The sequence below is a fragment of the Enterococcus sp. DIV2453a genome, from assembly GCF_050533535.1.
Classification (GTDB): domain Bacteria; phylum Bacillota; class Bacilli; order Lactobacillales; family Enterococcaceae; genus Enterococcus; species Enterococcus faecalis.
On record NZ_CP172899.1, the window covers coordinates 668,382 to 685,023 of the forward strand.

Consider the following 16,642-nt stretch of genomic DNA (forward strand, 5'->3'; position numbering starts at 1 on the left):
TTTCAAGGCAACCCTAACAAAGAAGTTTTGGGGGCTCTTGCTTTTGACTTTTTGGCAATGCTAAATAATAAAATCTCCCTCAGAAAGTGAGGTTTTTTGTGTACAAATGTATAAAAAGGTTTTATAGTATTTTTTTAAGAAATAAAAAGTGGGTAGGGGTTGTAAAATGATTCAAGCATTGCTTCAACGATATGAGAAAAAAATTGAACGTCGTAAATTGGAAAAACGAACAGCATTCGGTGCTTTTGCCGGGCGGATTGGGCTTGTTTCTAATTTATTTTTATTCGTTAGTAAATTTATGATTGGCTTGCTTTCAGGTAGTGTTTCAATCATGGCAGATGCCATTAATAGCTTGTCCGATACTATTTCTTCAGTTTTAACATTAGTCGGTTTTTATATTGCTGGTAAGCCAGCGGATAAAGAACATCCCTATGGCCATGAACGTTTTGAATATATTAGTGGAATGCTTGTATCATTAGTGATTACGTTTATTGGGTTTGAGTTTCTAACGACCTCCGTTGATCGCATCCTGCATCCAGAATCAATCAAGGTGACACCCATTTTATTTGCTGTTTTAGCTTTATCAATTGGGATTAAAATTTGGCAAGGGCTGTTTTACAAAAAAGTATCAGCAAAAATTGATTCTCAAGCATTAGTTGCTTCTGCTAAGGATAGCTTTAATGATGTTTATACTACATTAGCTGTTTTGGTTTCTGCATTTATTGAAGGCGTCACTGGTTTGCGAATTGATGGATATATTGGTTTTTTAATTGCTGCATATATTATTTATAGTGGCTTGCAGTTAATTCGCGAATTTATTAATGAGTTGATGGGCATGCGTCCGAGCCAAACAGAAATTGATGAAATGAAGAATGTCTTATCAAAAATGGAAACAATTGTAGGGTATCACGATTTACTGATTCATAATTATGGTCCCAGCCAAACGTTTGCGTCTGTTCACATTGAAATTGATGATCGCTGGGATTTAAATAAAGCCCATCAGACAATCGATGCGATTGAAGCGAAGTTTAAAGAAGAATTGGATGTTAACCTTGTTTGTCATATTGATCCAGTGAATTTGTATGACCCAACACAACAATTTGTTCATCAAACAATCAAAAAGATTATTCGTTCTTTTGACGCGTCTTTAAAAGTCCATGATATCCGCTTAGTTACCCATGGCGAAGAGCCGAAGATTTTGTTCGACTTGGTTTTGCCTACAGAATCAAAATTATCTGAATTTGAACTGGGTGTGGAAATTCAGCGGCAAGTTTATGAAAAAATTGGTCGTTATAAAGTGGAAATTACCTTCGATCATACGTACTTGTTACAATAAAAGGGAATAATTAACTAAGTTTTTAAGCGAGAGCTAAAAGGTCAAATAGACTTTTAGCTCTCGCTTTTTTGTTTAGATAATGCAAATCCTTTTGTTATCTGGATTCTCTTGATAAGATAAAGGAAGCGGGGGACTGTAAATGAGTGTCTGATTAAAAAAAGATGGTGATTTTTTTATCTTTTTCAGTAACAAAAATCAATTGACTTTTCATTGTGAGAAGCGTAGCATATGGATTTGTTTGATAAAAAATAATGAAAAAAGTGAGCGGGTCACTCTAGAGAAAAGGAGTCGAAAAAAATGGCGGATTTAAAACGACTGTTCATTGGGAAACCATTGAAATCAGCCGAAAATGATGAACATAAATTAAGCAGATTTGCAGCGCTTGCGTTGTTATCTTCTGATGCACTTTCATCCATTGCGTATGGTACAGAACAAATAGTGGTGGTTCTGGTTACTTTGTCGGCGGCTGCGATTTGGTATTCATTGCCAATTGCTGCATTTGTTATTATTTTACTTATTTCTTTAACATTGTCGTACCGACAAATTATTCATGCATATCCGCATGGCGGCGGCGCATACGTTGTTAGTAGTGAAAACCTCGGCAGAAATGCCGGTTTGTTGGCTGGTGGTTCGTTGTTAGTCGATTATATGCTAACAGTAGCCGTTTCAGTTTCAGCGGGCGCAGAGGCGATTATATCGGCGATTCCAGCGTTATATGGTCATCAAGTAGCAATTTCTATTGGGATTGTGATATTGATTACCTTAATGAACTTGAGAGGCCTGCGAGAATCTGCTTCGTTCTTAATGTTGCCAGTGTATAGTTTTATCGCAATTATTACCTTACTGATTGTTGTTGGGCTATTTAAAATTGTGACTGGCGCACAGCCATTGAATGCGACAGCTTTACCAGGAGCCGTGGTTCCAGGAATTTCTATTGCCTTAGTTTTACGGGCGTTTTCATCTGGTTCTTCTTCCTTAACAGGGGTTGAAGCAATCAGTAATGCAGTGCCATTCTTTAAGAAACCACGAGCAAAAAATGCTGCTGGGACGTTAGCGTTAATGGCAACGATTTTAGGGTTCTTCTTCGTGGGGATTACATTTATTAACTATTGGTATGGGATTGTGCCAAAAGAAGAAGTGACAGTTCTTTCACAAATTGGGAAAGCGGTCTTTGGTCAAAATATTTTATATTATTTATTACAGTTTGCGACAGCCTTAATTTTAGCGGTTGCTGCTAACACAGGATTCTCAGCCTTTCCAGTTTTGGCTTATAACTTAGCCAAAGATAAGTTTATGCCGCATATGTATATGGATCGTGGCGACCGTTTAGGCTATTCAAACGGTATTTTAACTTTAGCTGCTGGTTCCATTGTTTTATTATTGATTTTCCAAGGTTCCACAGAACGTTTAATCCCATTGTATTCAATTGGTGTGTTTATTCCGTTTGCTTTGTCTCAATCGGGGATGGTTGTAAAATGGCGAAAAGAAACTAAAAATTGGTTGCCAAAATCAATTGCTAACATTGTCGGCGCCTTTATCTCTTTCGCGATTATCGCCATTTTGTTTATTTATCGATTAGGGGACATCTGGCCGTTCTTTATTATTATGCCAGTGTTGATTTATGCATTTTATCGGGTCAACACTCACTATAAAAATGTGGCGGAACAGCTACGTTTAGAAGATGGGGCACAGTTGCATGAGTTTGACGGGAATACAGTTATTGTTTTAGTAGGGAACGTAACCAAGGCAAATGTCGGCGCCTTGAACTATGCGCGTTCCATTGGTGATTATGTTGTTGCCATGCATGTCTCAATGGATGAAAACGTTGAGAAGGAAAAAGAAATCCAGGAAGAGTTTAAAAAACACTTCCCGGACGTTCGTCTATCAATTGTCCATTCTTCGTATCGCTCACTGCAAAACCCTATCTTACGTTATGTTGATTTGGTTAGTAAAAATGCCACGAAGCATAACTACAGTACAACAGTTTTAGTGCCACAATTTGTACCAAATAAACGTTGGCAAAATATTTTGCATAACCAAACAAGTTTACGTTTGCGGATTCGTTTAGCGTGGCGGGAAAATATTATTGTGGCTACCTATAGTTATCACTTGAAAAAATAAATAAAAAAGTCTGCCATCTTTTGATGGCAGATTTTTTTATTGACGTAATTGTTTTTGATAAATTCTAGCGCAAGACTGCTCTTCAGTGGTTACCATTGTCAAAAATTCCCAGTCATATCTTTCATAAAAAGTAGTATGGTCTGTGAGCAAATAAAGCTTTTTAAATCCAGAATTAGCAAGAAAATCACCAACTGTTGTTAAAAGAATTCCTGCTAAGCCTTGGTGACGAAATGTTGGTTCGACATACAATGCACAAAGGTTTGGCGTAAGGTCTGCACGATTGTGGAAGTCATTATCAATTACGCCCACGCCTGCAACGATGTCCTGCTGTTTATTCAAGCAGACCCACCAATGTGGTACGTGGTTTTCGCTAGTTAGCATTTCCTGCATACTTGCTTGATACGCTTCAGCGGGGATTTGCCACTTTTGGCTAAACCATTGAGCAGCTGACGGAATTAAGTGTGGTTGTTGGTTTAAATCGATAATAGTATAGTTAGACATTATTAATCTCCTAGATAAAAGAACAGATCCCATTGAAAAGAAACAATGTTGGATCTGCTCTGCATTTTTTATTAATTGGAATGTTTGCTAGCTGGGTCTAAACGACGTTCAATAATCCCTAGAACCCAATCTGTGATAATCGCCATAAAGGCCGTTGGTAAGGCACCGACTAAAATGATAGAAGCACCATCTGTGGCATTGGTTCCACGAATAATAATATCCCCTAAACCACCAGCACCAACGAAAGCACCAATCGCAGTAATCCCGATTGCGACGACTAACGCATTTCGAATACCTGCCATGATTACTGACACAGATAAAGGTAACTCGACCATATAAAGAAGTTGTACTTTTGTCATACCCATTCCTTTACCAACATCTAAAATATTGCGATCCACTTGAATCATGCCAGTGTACGTATTTTTGATGATTGGTAGGAGAGAATAAAGGAAGACCGTTACAACCACCGTGTTGACGCCTAAGCCCATTCCCAACATTAAAATCGAAAGCATTGCCAAAGCTGGTACTGTTTGGATTATGTTCGCTAAACGGATAATCCAGTTGGCTAAGCTACGTTTACGTGAAATCATAATCCCGATAGGAATTCCGACAATTGCAGCAAAGATTACGCCATAAATCGAAATTAAAAAGTGACGTAAAAATTGTTGAAAGACGTAGCCGCCATTTTGTTGGAAATAGTAGATAAATTGTTGGAATAAATTCATATTATTCATCTGTTACTCCCCCTCAAAATAGTTATTTTCTTTTAAGAAACGTTCGGCTACGACCGCAGGTTCAATTAAATCATTATCTGCTTGATAGTTCAATTCTTGCATTTTTTTGGTAGAAATTTTACCATCTAAGCGATTTAAGACATCTTTAATTTCCGGCGTTTCTTTTAATAATTTGTCACTAACCACAGGAGCGGCATCATAAGGCGGGAAGAAGCGCTTGTCATCTTTTAACATGACTAAATCGTAACTACCAATCCGGCCATCTGTTGAGTAACCTAAGATAACGTCCATTTTTCCAGCGTTGACTGCATCGTACACCAAGCCAATTTGCATTGGTAAAATAGATTTAAATTGGAAGTTGTATTCCTTTTTAAAGCCTTCATAACCGTCGCCTTCACGTGTGATCCACGCAGTATCGACACCAGCAACTAATTTGTCTGCGACTTTCCCTAAATCACTGACTGTTTTTAAATTGTATTTCTCAGCCGTTTCTTTTGTAACTAAGAATACATAAGTATTTTCAAAACCATATGAAGGGAACCAAGTTTGTTGATAACGTTTTTCAAATTCTGATTGAACTAGATTGAACGCTTTTTTAGGGTCTTTTTCCGCTGGTAAGCCCAGCGTAGTAGTCACGTCAGTACCAGTATAACGAGCTGCAGAAATTGAAGCATCTCCGTTTAACATTGCTTGGTGATTGATGGTAGTAGTGGCTAAGTTGTTAATCACATTTGTTTTTTTATCTGTGTAATGCTCAACCATATCCGCTACAATGCTCCCTAAAATCTGCGCTTCTGAAGTAATCCCACCTGTAATGGCAACAGTGTTATCATCAGAAGTTGAAGCGAGACCAGGTAAAGAACAACCTGCCAATAAAAGTAAACTGCTTAAGAAGAGTAAGCTTAACTTGAGTTTCTTTTTCATCATTATTCGCCCTCCCTTAAAGCTTTTGGCGTTAAACGATTTTCTAATAATCCAAGAAGAACATCTGCTAAAAGTGCTAAAATAGTTACTGGAATAGTCCCGCCAAAGATTAATTCTGGCTGATAGTTATTTAATCCACTGAAAATCATATCACCAAGACCACCTGCACCAATATAAGAAGCCAGTGTAGCCCAAGCAATGACATAGACAGCAGCTAAACGAATGCCGGCCATAATTGTTGGCATGGCAATGGGTAATTCAACACTAAAAATAGACTGTAAATTGGTCATGCCCATGCCTTTAGCAACATCTCGGTAATTTTCATCGACATTTTTCATTCCGATATACGTGTTTCTTAAAATAGGTAGAAGGGAATAGATGAATAGCGCGATAATAGCGGGTGTTTTGCCGACACCAAAAATTGGAATCATCAAAGCTAATAAAGCCAACGAAGGAACCGTTTGTAAGGCACTTGTTAAACCAATGACAATATTGGCTACTTTGGGCAAACGTGTTAACCAAACGCCAACGGGTACAGCGATAGCGACCCCTAATAAAAGTGCAAAGAATGAAATATAAATATGTTCAATACTTTTTGAAATCATTTCTGATCCATATTCTTGAAAGAAGCTACTCATTGCTTACGCCTCCTCTTTATCAGTTTCGGACTCGCTTTGTTTTGCTTCTACAGCTTCACTAATCGTTGTTTCATCGCCCCAGATAACATCATAAACAATGTCAACAAGGGAAGCACGTGTTAAGATGCCCACCACTCGTTTTTGTTCATCAACGACTGGCACATATTTTAAGCCACGTTTTAAGATTCTTTGTAAAGCATCACGTAAAAGAGCGGTTTTTTGAACAAAGAAGACATCTTTATTCAAGATATCACCAACGCTAGAAGCTTTGCCACGTTGCTGGTCTAATGTTTCAACATCGATAAAGCCTTTAAGCACATGGGAATTATCAACAACTAATAAGGTATCAACCCGTTTTTCACGCATCAATTTAATCGCTTCTTGTAAAGATTTTTCCGGCGTGATAGTAATAGCTGAATTTAACATGACTTCATCAACAGTGGTGAAATCAGGTTTGGCTTGTAATAAGCGATCTTCTCCGATGAGTTCTTCTACAAATTCATTGGCTGGATGACGTAAAATATTATCTGGTGTGTCAAATTGAATTACTTTGCCTTCGCTCATAATGGCAATTTTATTTGCTAATTTCAACGCTTCATCCATATCATGGGTAACAAAGACAATCGTTTTTCCTAAACGTTCTTGCAAATCTTTCACTAAATCTTGTAATGAATCACGGGTGATAGGATCTAAAGCACCAAAAGGTTCATCCATTAGAATAATATCTTGATTGGCAGCTAAAGCCCGCACAACGCCGATTCTTTGTTGTTGTCCCCCAGAAAGTTCATTGGGATAGCGGTCCAACATTTCTCGTGGTAACTCAACCAAATCAATCATTTTTTCGGCTATCTTATTGCGTTCTTCCACAGGTACTTTTAATAATTTAGGCACTAAAACGATATTTTCACGAATGGTCATGTGAGGCATCAAGCCGATATTTTGAATGACATAGCCAATTTGGCGACGTAGCTCTACAGGATTGATTTTTTGAATATCTTGGCCATCAATTAAAATTTTTCCTTTTGAAGGGTCGGTCATGCGGTTAAGCATCCGCATTGATGTTGTTTTTCCACTACCACTTGTTCCGATGAAGCAGATAAATTCACCTTTATCGAAAGACAAATTAATGTCATCAACGGCGACTTTTCCGCCTTTATAAAATTTTGATACATGCTGAAATTCTATCAACTTACTCACCTCAACTAAATATTTTGAAAATGTATCTTATTACTAGTATGCTATAAAAATGCGATTTCGACAAATGTAATCTATTTTTAATGGGAAAAAGAAGGCGGTAAATTTTTTTTAATTCGTTCTAAAAAAAAGAAAAGATAACTATTGTTTAGTAAAAGTTATCTGAACGAAACAAGATGTTAAAAAGAGTATTCTGAGAAGGAAGAAAAGCCGCTATAACAAAGAAAAGTGTCCTTTGTAGCAAGTTGACGGGAGCTGAGTTTTTCATTAGAATGGAAAGAGAACAAGGGAATAAAATAAAAAAAGGCGCTTCATGATTTAGCGGCAACTAAATCACGAAGCCTTGAATAGTCACCTGTGCAAGTGGACCATCAAGTTGCCCGTTCAATCAATGGAAACCATTGATCACTTTTATTTTACTGAATTTTTGAAAAAATTACCAGTTTTTTTAAGAAGTAAGAAGTGGAAGAACGAAGGATGCTTTTTATGGAATGTGCAATGACGTTCAGAAAAATCTGAAGGTCATTTTTTATTCTCTTGTTCAAACATTCAAACATAGGGGAAGAGAGACGGACGTAATTTTGTCACCGATTATTACGTCCGTCTTCCGTTGTTTTCTAAAGCGTTGGTTACATGTCTTTGTAGAGGTTGGCTTCAATTGCAGTCCGTTTTGGTTCTAAAAAAGGCGGTAAAGCCAATGTTTCCCCTAAATGTTCCAGAGGCTCATCCAATGTAAAGCCAGGAGTCAAAGTAGCAAATTCAACCCGATTCCCGCCTGGTTCACGAATGTATAAACTTTTAAAATATCCACGACTTACATACATTTCAATTTCCCAGCCTTGTGCTAAAGCGCGCGTGTGTAGTTCTTGTAATGTTTCATCATCAGCCACAGAAAAAGCAATATGATCCATACTGCCACGCCCCATTCGGCTTGTTTTATCCGACGTTGTTTGATGAACAGAAAAGCTTTCCGTCTCACTTAAAATAATCGTATTGCCAACTGCTTGCCAACCAAGAAATGTTTCAAAAAAGGCCAAGGTTTTTTCAGAATCTGGCACATGAAATTCAGTAGAGGCCAAACCGATAATTTGAACCGCTGCTGGAATGTCGTTAGAAACAACGAGTGTTTCTTTTAATGGATTTTCAGGAACTTCTGTCAGGATAATATGCGTATCATCTGGATCACTGAAATGTAGGCTCTTTTCTTTTTTGTTAAATGGAATTTTGTTTTCTGTTAAACGTTGTTCCCAAAAGGAAAGGCTGTTTTGGGGAATTTTTAAGCCAATCGTGGCTAAATAATTTTTTTCTTCATAGCGGTTGCCTAATAAGGGCACGATAAAAAAAGTTACTAAGCTTCCCGGCGTGCCTTGATAATCGCCATAAAAATAATGAGGCATGCGATTGTTGTCTTGATTGACGGTATTTTTGACAAAACGTAAGCCTAACAATTTTGTATAGAATGATTGGTTTTCTTGACCATGACGCGCTAATAGTGAAACATGATGAAATTGAGCATGCATTTTGAGTTCCTCCTCTAAATAACTATGTATACTTACTTAAAGTAAGTATAGTGCTTCTGACATTTTTTGACAACTATTTAGTTTGATTCAGAAGGCTGACATAGCCAGAAACAAGAAAAAGTGTTAGAATAACCAAGATAAAAACTAGTAGAAAGAGTGACGGAAATGCTAAGTACAGAAGATTTTGATTTTGATTTACCAGAAGAATTAATTGCTCAAACCCCACTAAAAGATCGCGCTAGTTCACGATTATTAGTTGTAAATAAAGAAACAGGGGACATGGAGGATAAACATTTCCATGATATTCTTGATGAATTACAGCCTGGGGATGCATTAGTCATGAATAATACACGGGTACTGCCGGCCCGTTTATATGGAGAAAAAACTGAAACAGGCGGTCATTTGGAAGTTTTACTTTTAACAAATACAGAAGGCGATACATGGGAAACCTTGATTAAACCCGCGAAACGTGCAAAAGTCGGCACGGAAATTCAATTTGGCGATGGTCGCCTAAAAGCGGTGGTTAAAGAAGAGTTGGAACATGGTGGTCGAATCATTGAATTTAAATATGATGGTATTTTCTTAGAAATTTTAGAATCGTTAGGAGAAATGCCATTGCCGCCATATATCAAAGAACGTCTAGATGACCCAGATCGTTATCAAACGGTTTATGCTGAAGAAAATGGTTCAGCTGCAGCACCAACAGCGGGTTTGCATTTTACAAAAGAACTATTAGAAGAGATCAAAGCAAAAGGTGTTCATCTCGTTTATTTAACTTTACATGTCGGTTTAGGAACATTCCGTCCCGTGAGCGTTGATAATATAGAAGAACATCATATGCATAGCGAATTCTATCGTTTAACTGAAGAAGCGGCTAAGCAATTAAATGAAGTACGCCAAGCAGGCGGTCGGATTGTTGCGGTTGGAACAACTTCTATTCGTACGTTGGAAACAATTGGCACAAAATTTAATGGTGAAATCCAGGCTGACAGTGGCTGGACCGATATTTTTATCACACCAGGGTATCAATTTAAAGTCGTAGAGGCTTTTTCAACGAACTTCCATTTACCAAAATCTACGTTAGTGATGCTTGTGAGTGCCTTTGCAGGAAAAGACTTAACATTGGCTGCTTACCAACATGCAATTGAGGAAAAATATCGTTTCTTTAGTTTTGGCGATGCAATGTTTATTAAATAAGCGACACTTTGTGAGCAGAATACTTGGGATTGAAACAAAAATATATTATGATAAACACGTGATTTTTGGAATCACAGTAAAGGTGTGCTTTATTTTTTCTTCCCCTGTAAATAATAAAGTTAGAAACCAAAACGCTACTAGAGTAAAAATGCTTAGTAGACAATCTTAGAATAAAAAGAACGACGCAACCAAGGTTGCGCCGTTCTTTTTTTATGTAAGAAAAGATTAATTATTGAAACAACAATACGAAGAAGTGCTTTCTTCGTATTGCCGGTACTAAGTTGTACCTCGGCAACTCCAAGTACAATCAGAAAAATTGTCTTGTTAAGTACAGCTTATACTGTTTAGGCTTCTTGTTCTACATCGTCATTCAGTGTTTCTTTGAAGGTGAACACATCATCAATGGTTACGCCAAAGACGTTCGCGATGTCATGCGCAAGAAGTAATGAAGGATTGTACTTGTTTCGTTCCAGTTGAATAATTGTTTGTCGAGAGACACCGACTCGATTGGCCAAATCTTGCTGGGTCATACGAGCCATAGCACGATAAACATGAATTGAACTTTCAAACGAAGATTTTTTCTTTTTTCGCATAGCATTCCCTCCTTTAAAAGAAGATAAAATAGAATGTGCACCTTGAATATAACACATATGATTATTTGATACAAATATATTTTATTGCCTGAAAGAAAAAACCGAGCTTAAATTTAAGCTCGGCCTTGTTAACGGGAAGACATCAATTGGTTGAATAAGTGTTTACATTTCGCGATACATGTAAAGCAAAAGGTGAACGTGATGTGGTGAAACTAAAACCTTGTTTTCATACAGTTTCGACGCTTGGATGGTGGATAACTTGCGTTAGGTGATAACAGATAGGGTAAATGCTTTATAGAAACTCCATCCTTCTATAACCTTTCCCTATTTTCCGATACGAGTTATCACTAACAATTACTCTACACGTATTGTTTACAGGTGAATCTTGCAATTCTAACAACTTTGAGTTTACCGATTTTTATCTACTGAGAAAATCTTCAACCAATTGATTTGCATGTCCTCCTTACACTTAAATAATAGCACCTTTTGGAAGCGTTTGCAAGTTATAACGCTTATTAATAAGATTAAATATAATATTTTTCTGGTTATTTTATAACATGTAAAATAAATAATCGTGCGAACCAAATAACATTGTATTTTTTGTTGTTTTTGTGTTGAATATATAGAAATAAACTATTTTTTTATCAGACAAAATGAAAAAAATGTCCATTGCTTTTTGGCTGAATTCGTTTCTTTTTTCATAAAATTCCCATAATCAAATAGAAACATTGCTGTAGCAACAACGAAAATACCAGTTTTTTCTGGACATATGAGAGAACGCTAAGCCAAAGATGAAAAAAGTTGCGTGTTCAAAAAAAATCATGTTATATTTAATAGAGACACTATTATATAGGAAGAAAAAATTAGAGGGGGAATAGGATGGAAGCTTACAAGCAAACTGTCGATACTGTCACAAAAGAAGTTTCAGTCAATACTGAAACTGGTTTAACACAACAAGAGGCCCAACAACGGCTGAAAGAAAATGGCCGCAATCAATTTGAAGAGGCTAAGAAGGATTCTGTGTTAAAGAAATTTATTCACAGTTTATCTGATTTTACAACGATTATTTTATTAGTTGCTGCGGCAATTTCGTTTTATACAGCAATCGTAACAGAACATGGCGAATATTTTGAAGGAATCTTAATTATTGCAATTGTGATTATCAATGCTGTTTTGGCCATTGTTCAAGAAGGAAATGCTGAAAAATCTCTGGCGGCTTTACAAGACATGAACAAGCAAAGTAGTGCAGTCTTACGAGATGGCAAGGTAATCGAAGTCGATGCTGAAGAACTAGTAGTAGGAGATGTTCTAGTTCTTGAAGCTGGTTCAATGATTACAGCCGATGCACGACTTATTCAAGCTTCTCAAATGCGCGTAGAAGAGTCAGCACTAACAGGTGAAAGTGAACCTGTTGAAAAAGATCCTACATACGTGGGGCATGACGATGATGGCTTAGGAGATCAAATAAATATGATTTTCAAAGGCTGTACCGTTGTGAATGGCCGCGGACGAGCAGTAGTAACTGCAACAGGAATGAATACGGAAATGGGTAAAATTGCTGGGTTACTGAATAACAGCGATCAGCAAAAAACACCATTACAAAAACGCTTGAATCAATTAGGCAAACGTATTAGTTTGTTAGCCTTAGGGGCTGCGGCAATTGTTTTCATTATTGGTGAACTGCAAGGAGAACCGCTTCTTGAAATGTTTATGACAGCCGTTTCCTTAGCGGTGGCAGCTGTACCAGAAACACTAACCGTGATTGTAACGTTAACCTTAGCATATGGTGTTCAAAAAATGGCTAAGAAACATGCGATTATTCGTCGATTGCCAGCAGTAGAAACGCTAGGAACTGCGAATGTTATCTGTTCTGATAAGACAGGAACACTGACACAAAATAAAATGCGCGTCCGCCGAGTATGGCATCGTGGTGATGAAGTAACGGATACGGAAGATGCCATGACCGATGAAGCCATGGAAGTATTGAAAATGGCTGCTTTATGTACAGATGTCATTGTGGAAAAAGAAGGCGATGAACTAACTGTTACAGGGAATCCGACAGAAGCGGCAATTGTTCGTGCTGTCGAAGAAAATTATCATACTAAAGAAGAACTTGAAGAAAAATATCCTCGTATTGGTGAAATTCCCTTTGATTCAGAACGAAAAATGATGACTACGGTCCATCAATGGGGGAAAAAGTACATCTCAATTACTAAAGGAGCCTTTGATGTGTTACTACCACGTTTTGGTTTCGGAGATGTCGATCAAGCGGCTATTGTTAATGATCGTTTCGGAAAACGAGCGTTACGAGTTATTGCTGTCGGTTATGCCGTATATGATGAACCACCCAAGGAAATTACATCAGAGGCTTTAGAAAAAAATCTTCGCTTGTTAGGCTTAATTGGCATGATTGATCCACCACGTCCAGAAAGTAAGGGCGCCATTGCTCGTGCGAAAAAAGCTGGAATTAAAACAGTCATGATTACTGGTGATCACGTGGTAACAGCCAGTGCAATTGCTAAAGAATTAGGAATTTTAAAAGATAAAAGTGAAGCCTTATCTGGTTCAGAACTGAAAAAAATGAGTGATGAAGAATTAGATAAACGTGTTAAAGATTTATCCGTTTATGCACGTGTAACCCCTGAAGATAAAATTCGAATTGTTCAATCATGGCAACGTTCTGGCGCTGTTGTAGCAATGACCGGAGATGGCGTGAATGATGCGCCAGCCTTGAAAGCTAGTGATGTCGGTTGCGCAATGGGGATTACTGGAACAGATGTGGCCCAAGGCGCTTCAGATATGATTTTGACGGACGATAACTTTGCAACTATTGTTGATGCGGTTGCACAAGGACGTGCCGTGTACCGAAATATTCGTAAAGCCATTAACTTCTTGTTAAGCTGTAATATTTCTGAGATTTTTATTGTTTTAATTGCCATGTTACTTGGTTGGGGTGCGCCATTTACTGCAGTTCAACTGTTGTTTGTTAACGTGGTCGCAGATGGGTTACCTGGTTTTGCATTAGGAAAAGAACCAGCGGAAAAAGGAATTATGGATGAGGCACCAATCCCTAAAAACGAAGGGATTTTTGCACGAGGCTTATGGCAAAAGATTGGGATTAATGCAGCAGTGTTCACAGTCATTACTTTGTTTGGTTTTTACCTAGGTGCTTTTGTACCAGGTGTTTCAGCCTATGTTTCAAACAGCTATGAAGTTGGACAAACAGTGGCATTTTTAATCTTAGCTTATTCCTCTATCTTACATGTCTTTAATGTTCGTAGTGCGAACTCTGTTTTCCGTGTAAAATTATCAAGCAACAAGTCGCTCTTTGAAATGGTCGTTTTAGCATTACTAATTACCACAACCATTGCTTTATTACCATTCACACAAGAACTATTTGGATTAGTGCATATTAGTTTAAATCATTGGATGTTAGCAATTTTCCTATCCTTTGTGCCAATTTTCGTCAATGAAATGATTAAGTTCCATTTCTCTGAAGTTGAAGAGGAAGAAGAAGTGATTTAAATTTAACAGGAATAAAAGAAGCTACTTTTGTTCAGAAAATTATCTTAATAGTTAGCAAGTGGGGCAGCAGTCGTTTCGACTGCTGCCCCACTTATTTTTGATTTTCCTTTTTTCAAAATAGGTGGGTTTCTTATCTAAGATGAACATTCTCTAATAAAAAGACTTGCTAAACGATTTAAAACGTATTATAGTGAGTAGCATCGTTAGTCAAAAAGCGCTTTTTGACTAATGAAAAAGATATATAAAACGTTATATAATAAAGAGTTTTAAAAGTTTTTATGGAGCTGTTGGTTAAACTAAACGAAGTCATTTCTTTTGTAGGAGGAAAGTATTGTGTTACACAAAGCAGAGGGGTTTGATCGTCGGAAATTTACGATGGCAGGGATCTTAGTTGCCATGGGCGTTGTCTATGGAGATATTGGAACGAGCCCTTTATATGTAATGAAAGCCATTGTAGGAGATAATGGTGGCTTGGCACGGGTTTCTGAATCGTTTATTTTAGGTTCGGTCTCGTTAATTTTTTGGACATTGACTATCTTAACCACGATTAAATATGTTGTTATTGCTTTAAATGCTGATAACCATGGAGAAGGTGGGATTTTCTCTCTTTATACATTGGTTCGTAAAAAAAGTAAGTATTTGATTATTCCCGCAATGATTGGCGGCGCCGCTTTACTGGCTGATGGCGTTTTGACCCCGGCTGTGACAGTGACGACAGCGATTGAAGGCTTACGGGGGATTCCAGCATTTTTTGAACGTTTTGGCAATGACCAAACGATTATAGTGGTTATTACGTTGACGATTATTTTAATTCTTTTTTCTGTTCAACGATTTGGAACAGAATTGGTCGGGAAAGCTTTTGGGCCGATTATGTTCTTGTGGTTTACTTTTTTAGGCATCATTGGTTTAATGAATTTTAGCCAAGATTGGACGGTTATTCGTGCATTAAATCCATATTATGCTTTGCAATTACTAGTCAGTCCAGAAAATAAATTAGGTCTATTTATTTTAGGGAATATTTTCTTGGCTACAACTGGTGCTGAAGCTTTATATTCTGATTTAGGGCATGTAGGAAAAATGAATATCCGCATTAGCTGGCCGTATATTAAGATTTGTTTGATTCTTAATTATTTAGGGCAAGCTGCGTGGTTGTTAACGGTCAAAGAAAACCCTGAAATGCAGGCATTAGCTGAAATTAACCCATTTTTCCAAATGATTCCACGAGGTATTCTCGTATTTGGCGTTGTTTTTGCAACAATCGCCGCAGTGATTGCTTCGCAAGCGTTAATATCAGGTTCGTATACTTTAGTTTCTGAAGCGATTAAATTGAAGTTATTACCAAGACTTAAAATTATTTATCCTGGGAGCAATATCGGTCAAATGTATATTCCAGCGGTAAATTTAATTTTGTGGTTAGCTTGTTCAGCAATCGTGCTGGCTTTTAGAACATCGACACACATGGAAGCTGCGTATGGTCTATCGATTACGATTACGATGTTAATGACAACCATTTTATTGTTGTTTTATCTTTTGGATAAAATTCCAGCTTGGTCTGCGTATCTAATTTCCTTGTTCTTTGCTGCCATTGAAGTTGTCTTTTTCTTTTCAAGTGCTGCGAAGTTTTTCCATGGTGGATATGTTGCTGTGGGAATGGCAGTCTTCTTGTTATGCATCATGATTATTTGGGAACGCGGCAACGAGATTAAAGAAGCAACGGCGGAACAAGTGTCGTTGGAAAAATATGTACCACAACTTAAAGCTTTGAAAGAAGATACATCTGTACCAATGTATCAAACCAACGTGGTCTTTTTAACCTCCGATCGAGTGGATGGCGAAATTAATCGTAATATTATTTATTCGATTTTGGACAAACAACCAAAACGAGCGAATGTTTATTGGTTTGTTAATGTTCAGGTAACAGATGAACCCTTTACTCAAGAATATTCTGTTGATATGTTAGGGACTGATTTTATTGTGCAAGTTCAGCTATATTTAGGCTTCCATATTTCTCAAGAAGTGAATGTATATTTAAGACAAATTGTTCATGACTTGATGAAAACAGGCCGCTTGCCAAAACAGCCACAACGTTATTCATTAACGCCAGGAAGAGAAGTTGGCGATTTCCAATTTGTATTAATTCAAGAAGAATTATCTAACGTTTCTGAACTGAAAAAATGGGATCGACAAATTATGCAGGCAAAATTAGCTATCAAAAACTTAACTACCTCTCCTGAAAGTTGGTTTGGCTTGGAATACAGTGAAGTCAAATATGAATCCGTTCCTTTAATCATTGGTCCACAACGGAAAACGCACTTAGTTGAACGAAAGAATCGTTCATAAATAGAAGAAATTTAACTAA

General features: G+C 37.4%; 12 protein-coding genes. 5 read left to right on the forward strand and 7 right to left on the reverse strand.

Annotated features, from left to right (window positions below; translation table 11 throughout):
• Positions 1 to 166 precede the first annotated feature (166 nt).
• The gene (locus IGK03_RS03330) at positions 167 to 1,336 is read left to right on the forward strand and encodes a cation diffusion facilitator family transporter (protein WP_002391646.1); all 1,170 of its coding nucleotides are present in this window, start codon (positions 167 to 169) and stop codon (positions 1,334 to 1,336) included.
• 297 nt (positions 1,337 to 1,633) lie between these two features.
• Entirely contained in the window at positions 1,634 to 3,457 is a 1,824-nt protein-coding gene (locus tag IGK03_RS03335; RefSeq protein ID WP_002379167.1) for an APC family permease, read from the forward strand.
• A gap of 36 nt (positions 3,458 to 3,493) precedes the next feature.
• On the opposite strand, the gene IGK03_RS03340 is transcribed toward IGK03_RS03335, so the two are convergent.
• The 6 genes from IGK03_RS03340 to IGK03_RS03365 form a co-directional block, all read right to left on the reverse strand.
• Complete coding sequence (locus tag IGK03_RS03340; RefSeq protein ID WP_002361333.1) at positions 3,494 to 3,958, reverse strand: GNAT family N-acetyltransferase; 465 nt, start codon at positions 3,956 to 3,958, stop codon at positions 3,494 to 3,496.
• Positions 3,959 to 4,029: 71 nt separating this feature from the next.
• Entirely contained in the window at positions 4,030 to 4,692 is a 663-nt protein-coding gene (locus IGK03_RS03345; protein WP_002363261.1) for an ABC transporter permease, read from the reverse strand.
• A gap of 3 nt (positions 4,693 to 4,695) precedes the next feature.
• A complete protein-coding gene (locus IGK03_RS03350) occupies positions 4,696 to 5,616 on the reverse strand; it encodes an osmoprotectant ABC transporter substrate-binding protein (protein ID WP_002355743.1) in 921 nt (306 codons plus the stop codon).
• 2 nt (positions 5,617 to 5,618) lie between these two features.
• Positions 5,619 to 6,254 carry an ABC transporter permease gene (locus IGK03_RS03355; protein WP_002355744.1) on the reverse strand — a complete coding sequence of 212 codons (636 nt, stop codon included), beginning with the start codon at positions 6,252 to 6,254 and terminating at the stop codon, positions 5,619 to 5,621.
• Positions 6,255 to 6,257: 3 nt separating this feature from the next.
• A complete protein-coding gene (locus IGK03_RS03360) occupies positions 6,258 to 7,451 on the reverse strand; it encodes a betaine/proline/choline family ABC transporter ATP-binding protein (RefSeq protein ID WP_002355745.1) in 1,194 nt (397 codons plus the stop codon).
• 626 nt (positions 7,452 to 8,077) lie between these two features.
• Entirely contained in the window at positions 8,078 to 8,968 is an 891-nt protein-coding gene (locus IGK03_RS03365) for a ring-cleaving dioxygenase (RefSeq protein ID WP_202334782.1), read from the reverse strand.
• A gap of 165 nt (positions 8,969 to 9,133) precedes the next feature.
• Here IGK03_RS03365 and queA point away from each other — a divergent pair, with 165 nt between their 5' ends.
• Positions 9,134 to 10,165 carry a tRNA preQ1(34) S-adenosylmethionine ribosyltransferase-isomerase QueA gene (queA, locus tag IGK03_RS03370; protein ID WP_033624856.1) on the forward strand — a complete coding sequence of 344 codons (1,032 nt, stop codon included), beginning with the start codon at positions 9,134 to 9,136 and terminating at the stop codon, positions 10,163 to 10,165.
• 344 nt (positions 10,166 to 10,509) lie between these two features.
• Here queA and IGK03_RS03375 read toward each other — a convergent pair whose 3' ends face one another.
• A complete protein-coding gene (locus tag IGK03_RS03375; protein ID WP_002355748.1) occupies positions 10,510 to 10,815 on the reverse strand; it encodes a helix-turn-helix transcriptional regulator in 306 nt (101 codons plus the stop codon).
• A gap of 822 nt (positions 10,816 to 11,637) precedes the next feature.
• On the opposite strand from IGK03_RS03375, the gene IGK03_RS03380 reads away from it, so the two are divergent.
• Both IGK03_RS03380 and IGK03_RS03385 read left to right on the forward strand, forming a co-directional pair.
• Positions 11,638 to 14,283, forward strand: coding sequence for a calcium-translocating P-type ATPase, PMCA-type (locus IGK03_RS03380; RefSeq protein ID WP_002358801.1), 2,646 nt, complete (start codon positions 11,638 to 11,640; stop codon positions 14,281 to 14,283).
• Between the two features lie 333 nt (positions 14,284 to 14,616).
• Complete coding sequence (locus IGK03_RS03385) at positions 14,617 to 16,623, forward strand: KUP/HAK/KT family potassium transporter (protein WP_002381294.1); 2,007 nt, start codon at positions 14,617 to 14,619, stop codon at positions 16,621 to 16,623.
• Positions 16,624 to 16,642 lie beyond the last annotated feature (19 nt).

Coding starts and splice junctions, on each gene's coding strand:
- IGK03_RS03340 (WP_002361333.1), bottom strand. CDS start 3,958: ATGTCTAACTATACTATTATCGATTTAAACCAACAACCACACTTAATT.
- IGK03_RS03350 (WP_002355743.1), bottom strand. CDS start 5,616: ATGAAAAAGAAACTCAAGTTAAGCTTACTCTTCTTAAGCAGTTTACTT.
- queA (WP_033624856.1), top strand. CDS start 9,134: ATGCTAAGTACAGAAGATTTTGATTTTGATTTACCAGAAGAATTAATT.
- IGK03_RS03330 (WP_002391646.1), top strand. CDS start 167: ATGATTCAAGCATTGCTTCAACGATATGAGAAAAAAATTGAACGTCGT.
- IGK03_RS03365 (WP_202334782.1), bottom strand. CDS start 8,968: ATGCATGCTCAATTTCATCATGTTTCACTATTAGCGCGTCATGGTCAA.
- IGK03_RS03345 (WP_002363261.1), bottom strand. CDS start 4,692: ATGAATAATATGAATTTATTCCAACAATTTATCTACTATTTCCAACAA.
- IGK03_RS03375 (WP_002355748.1), bottom strand. CDS start 10,815: ATGTGTTATATTCAAGGTGCACATTCTATTTTATCTTCTTTTAAAGGA.
- IGK03_RS03335 (WP_002379167.1), top strand. CDS start 1,634: ATGGCGGATTTAAAACGACTGTTCATTGGGAAACCATTGAAATCAGCC.
- IGK03_RS03380 (WP_002358801.1), top strand. CDS start 11,638: ATGGAAGCTTACAAGCAAACTGTCGATACTGTCACAAAAGAAGTTTCA.
- IGK03_RS03355 (WP_002355744.1), bottom strand. CDS start 6,254: ATGAGTAGCTTCTTTCAAGAATATGGATCAGAAATGATTTCAAAAAGT.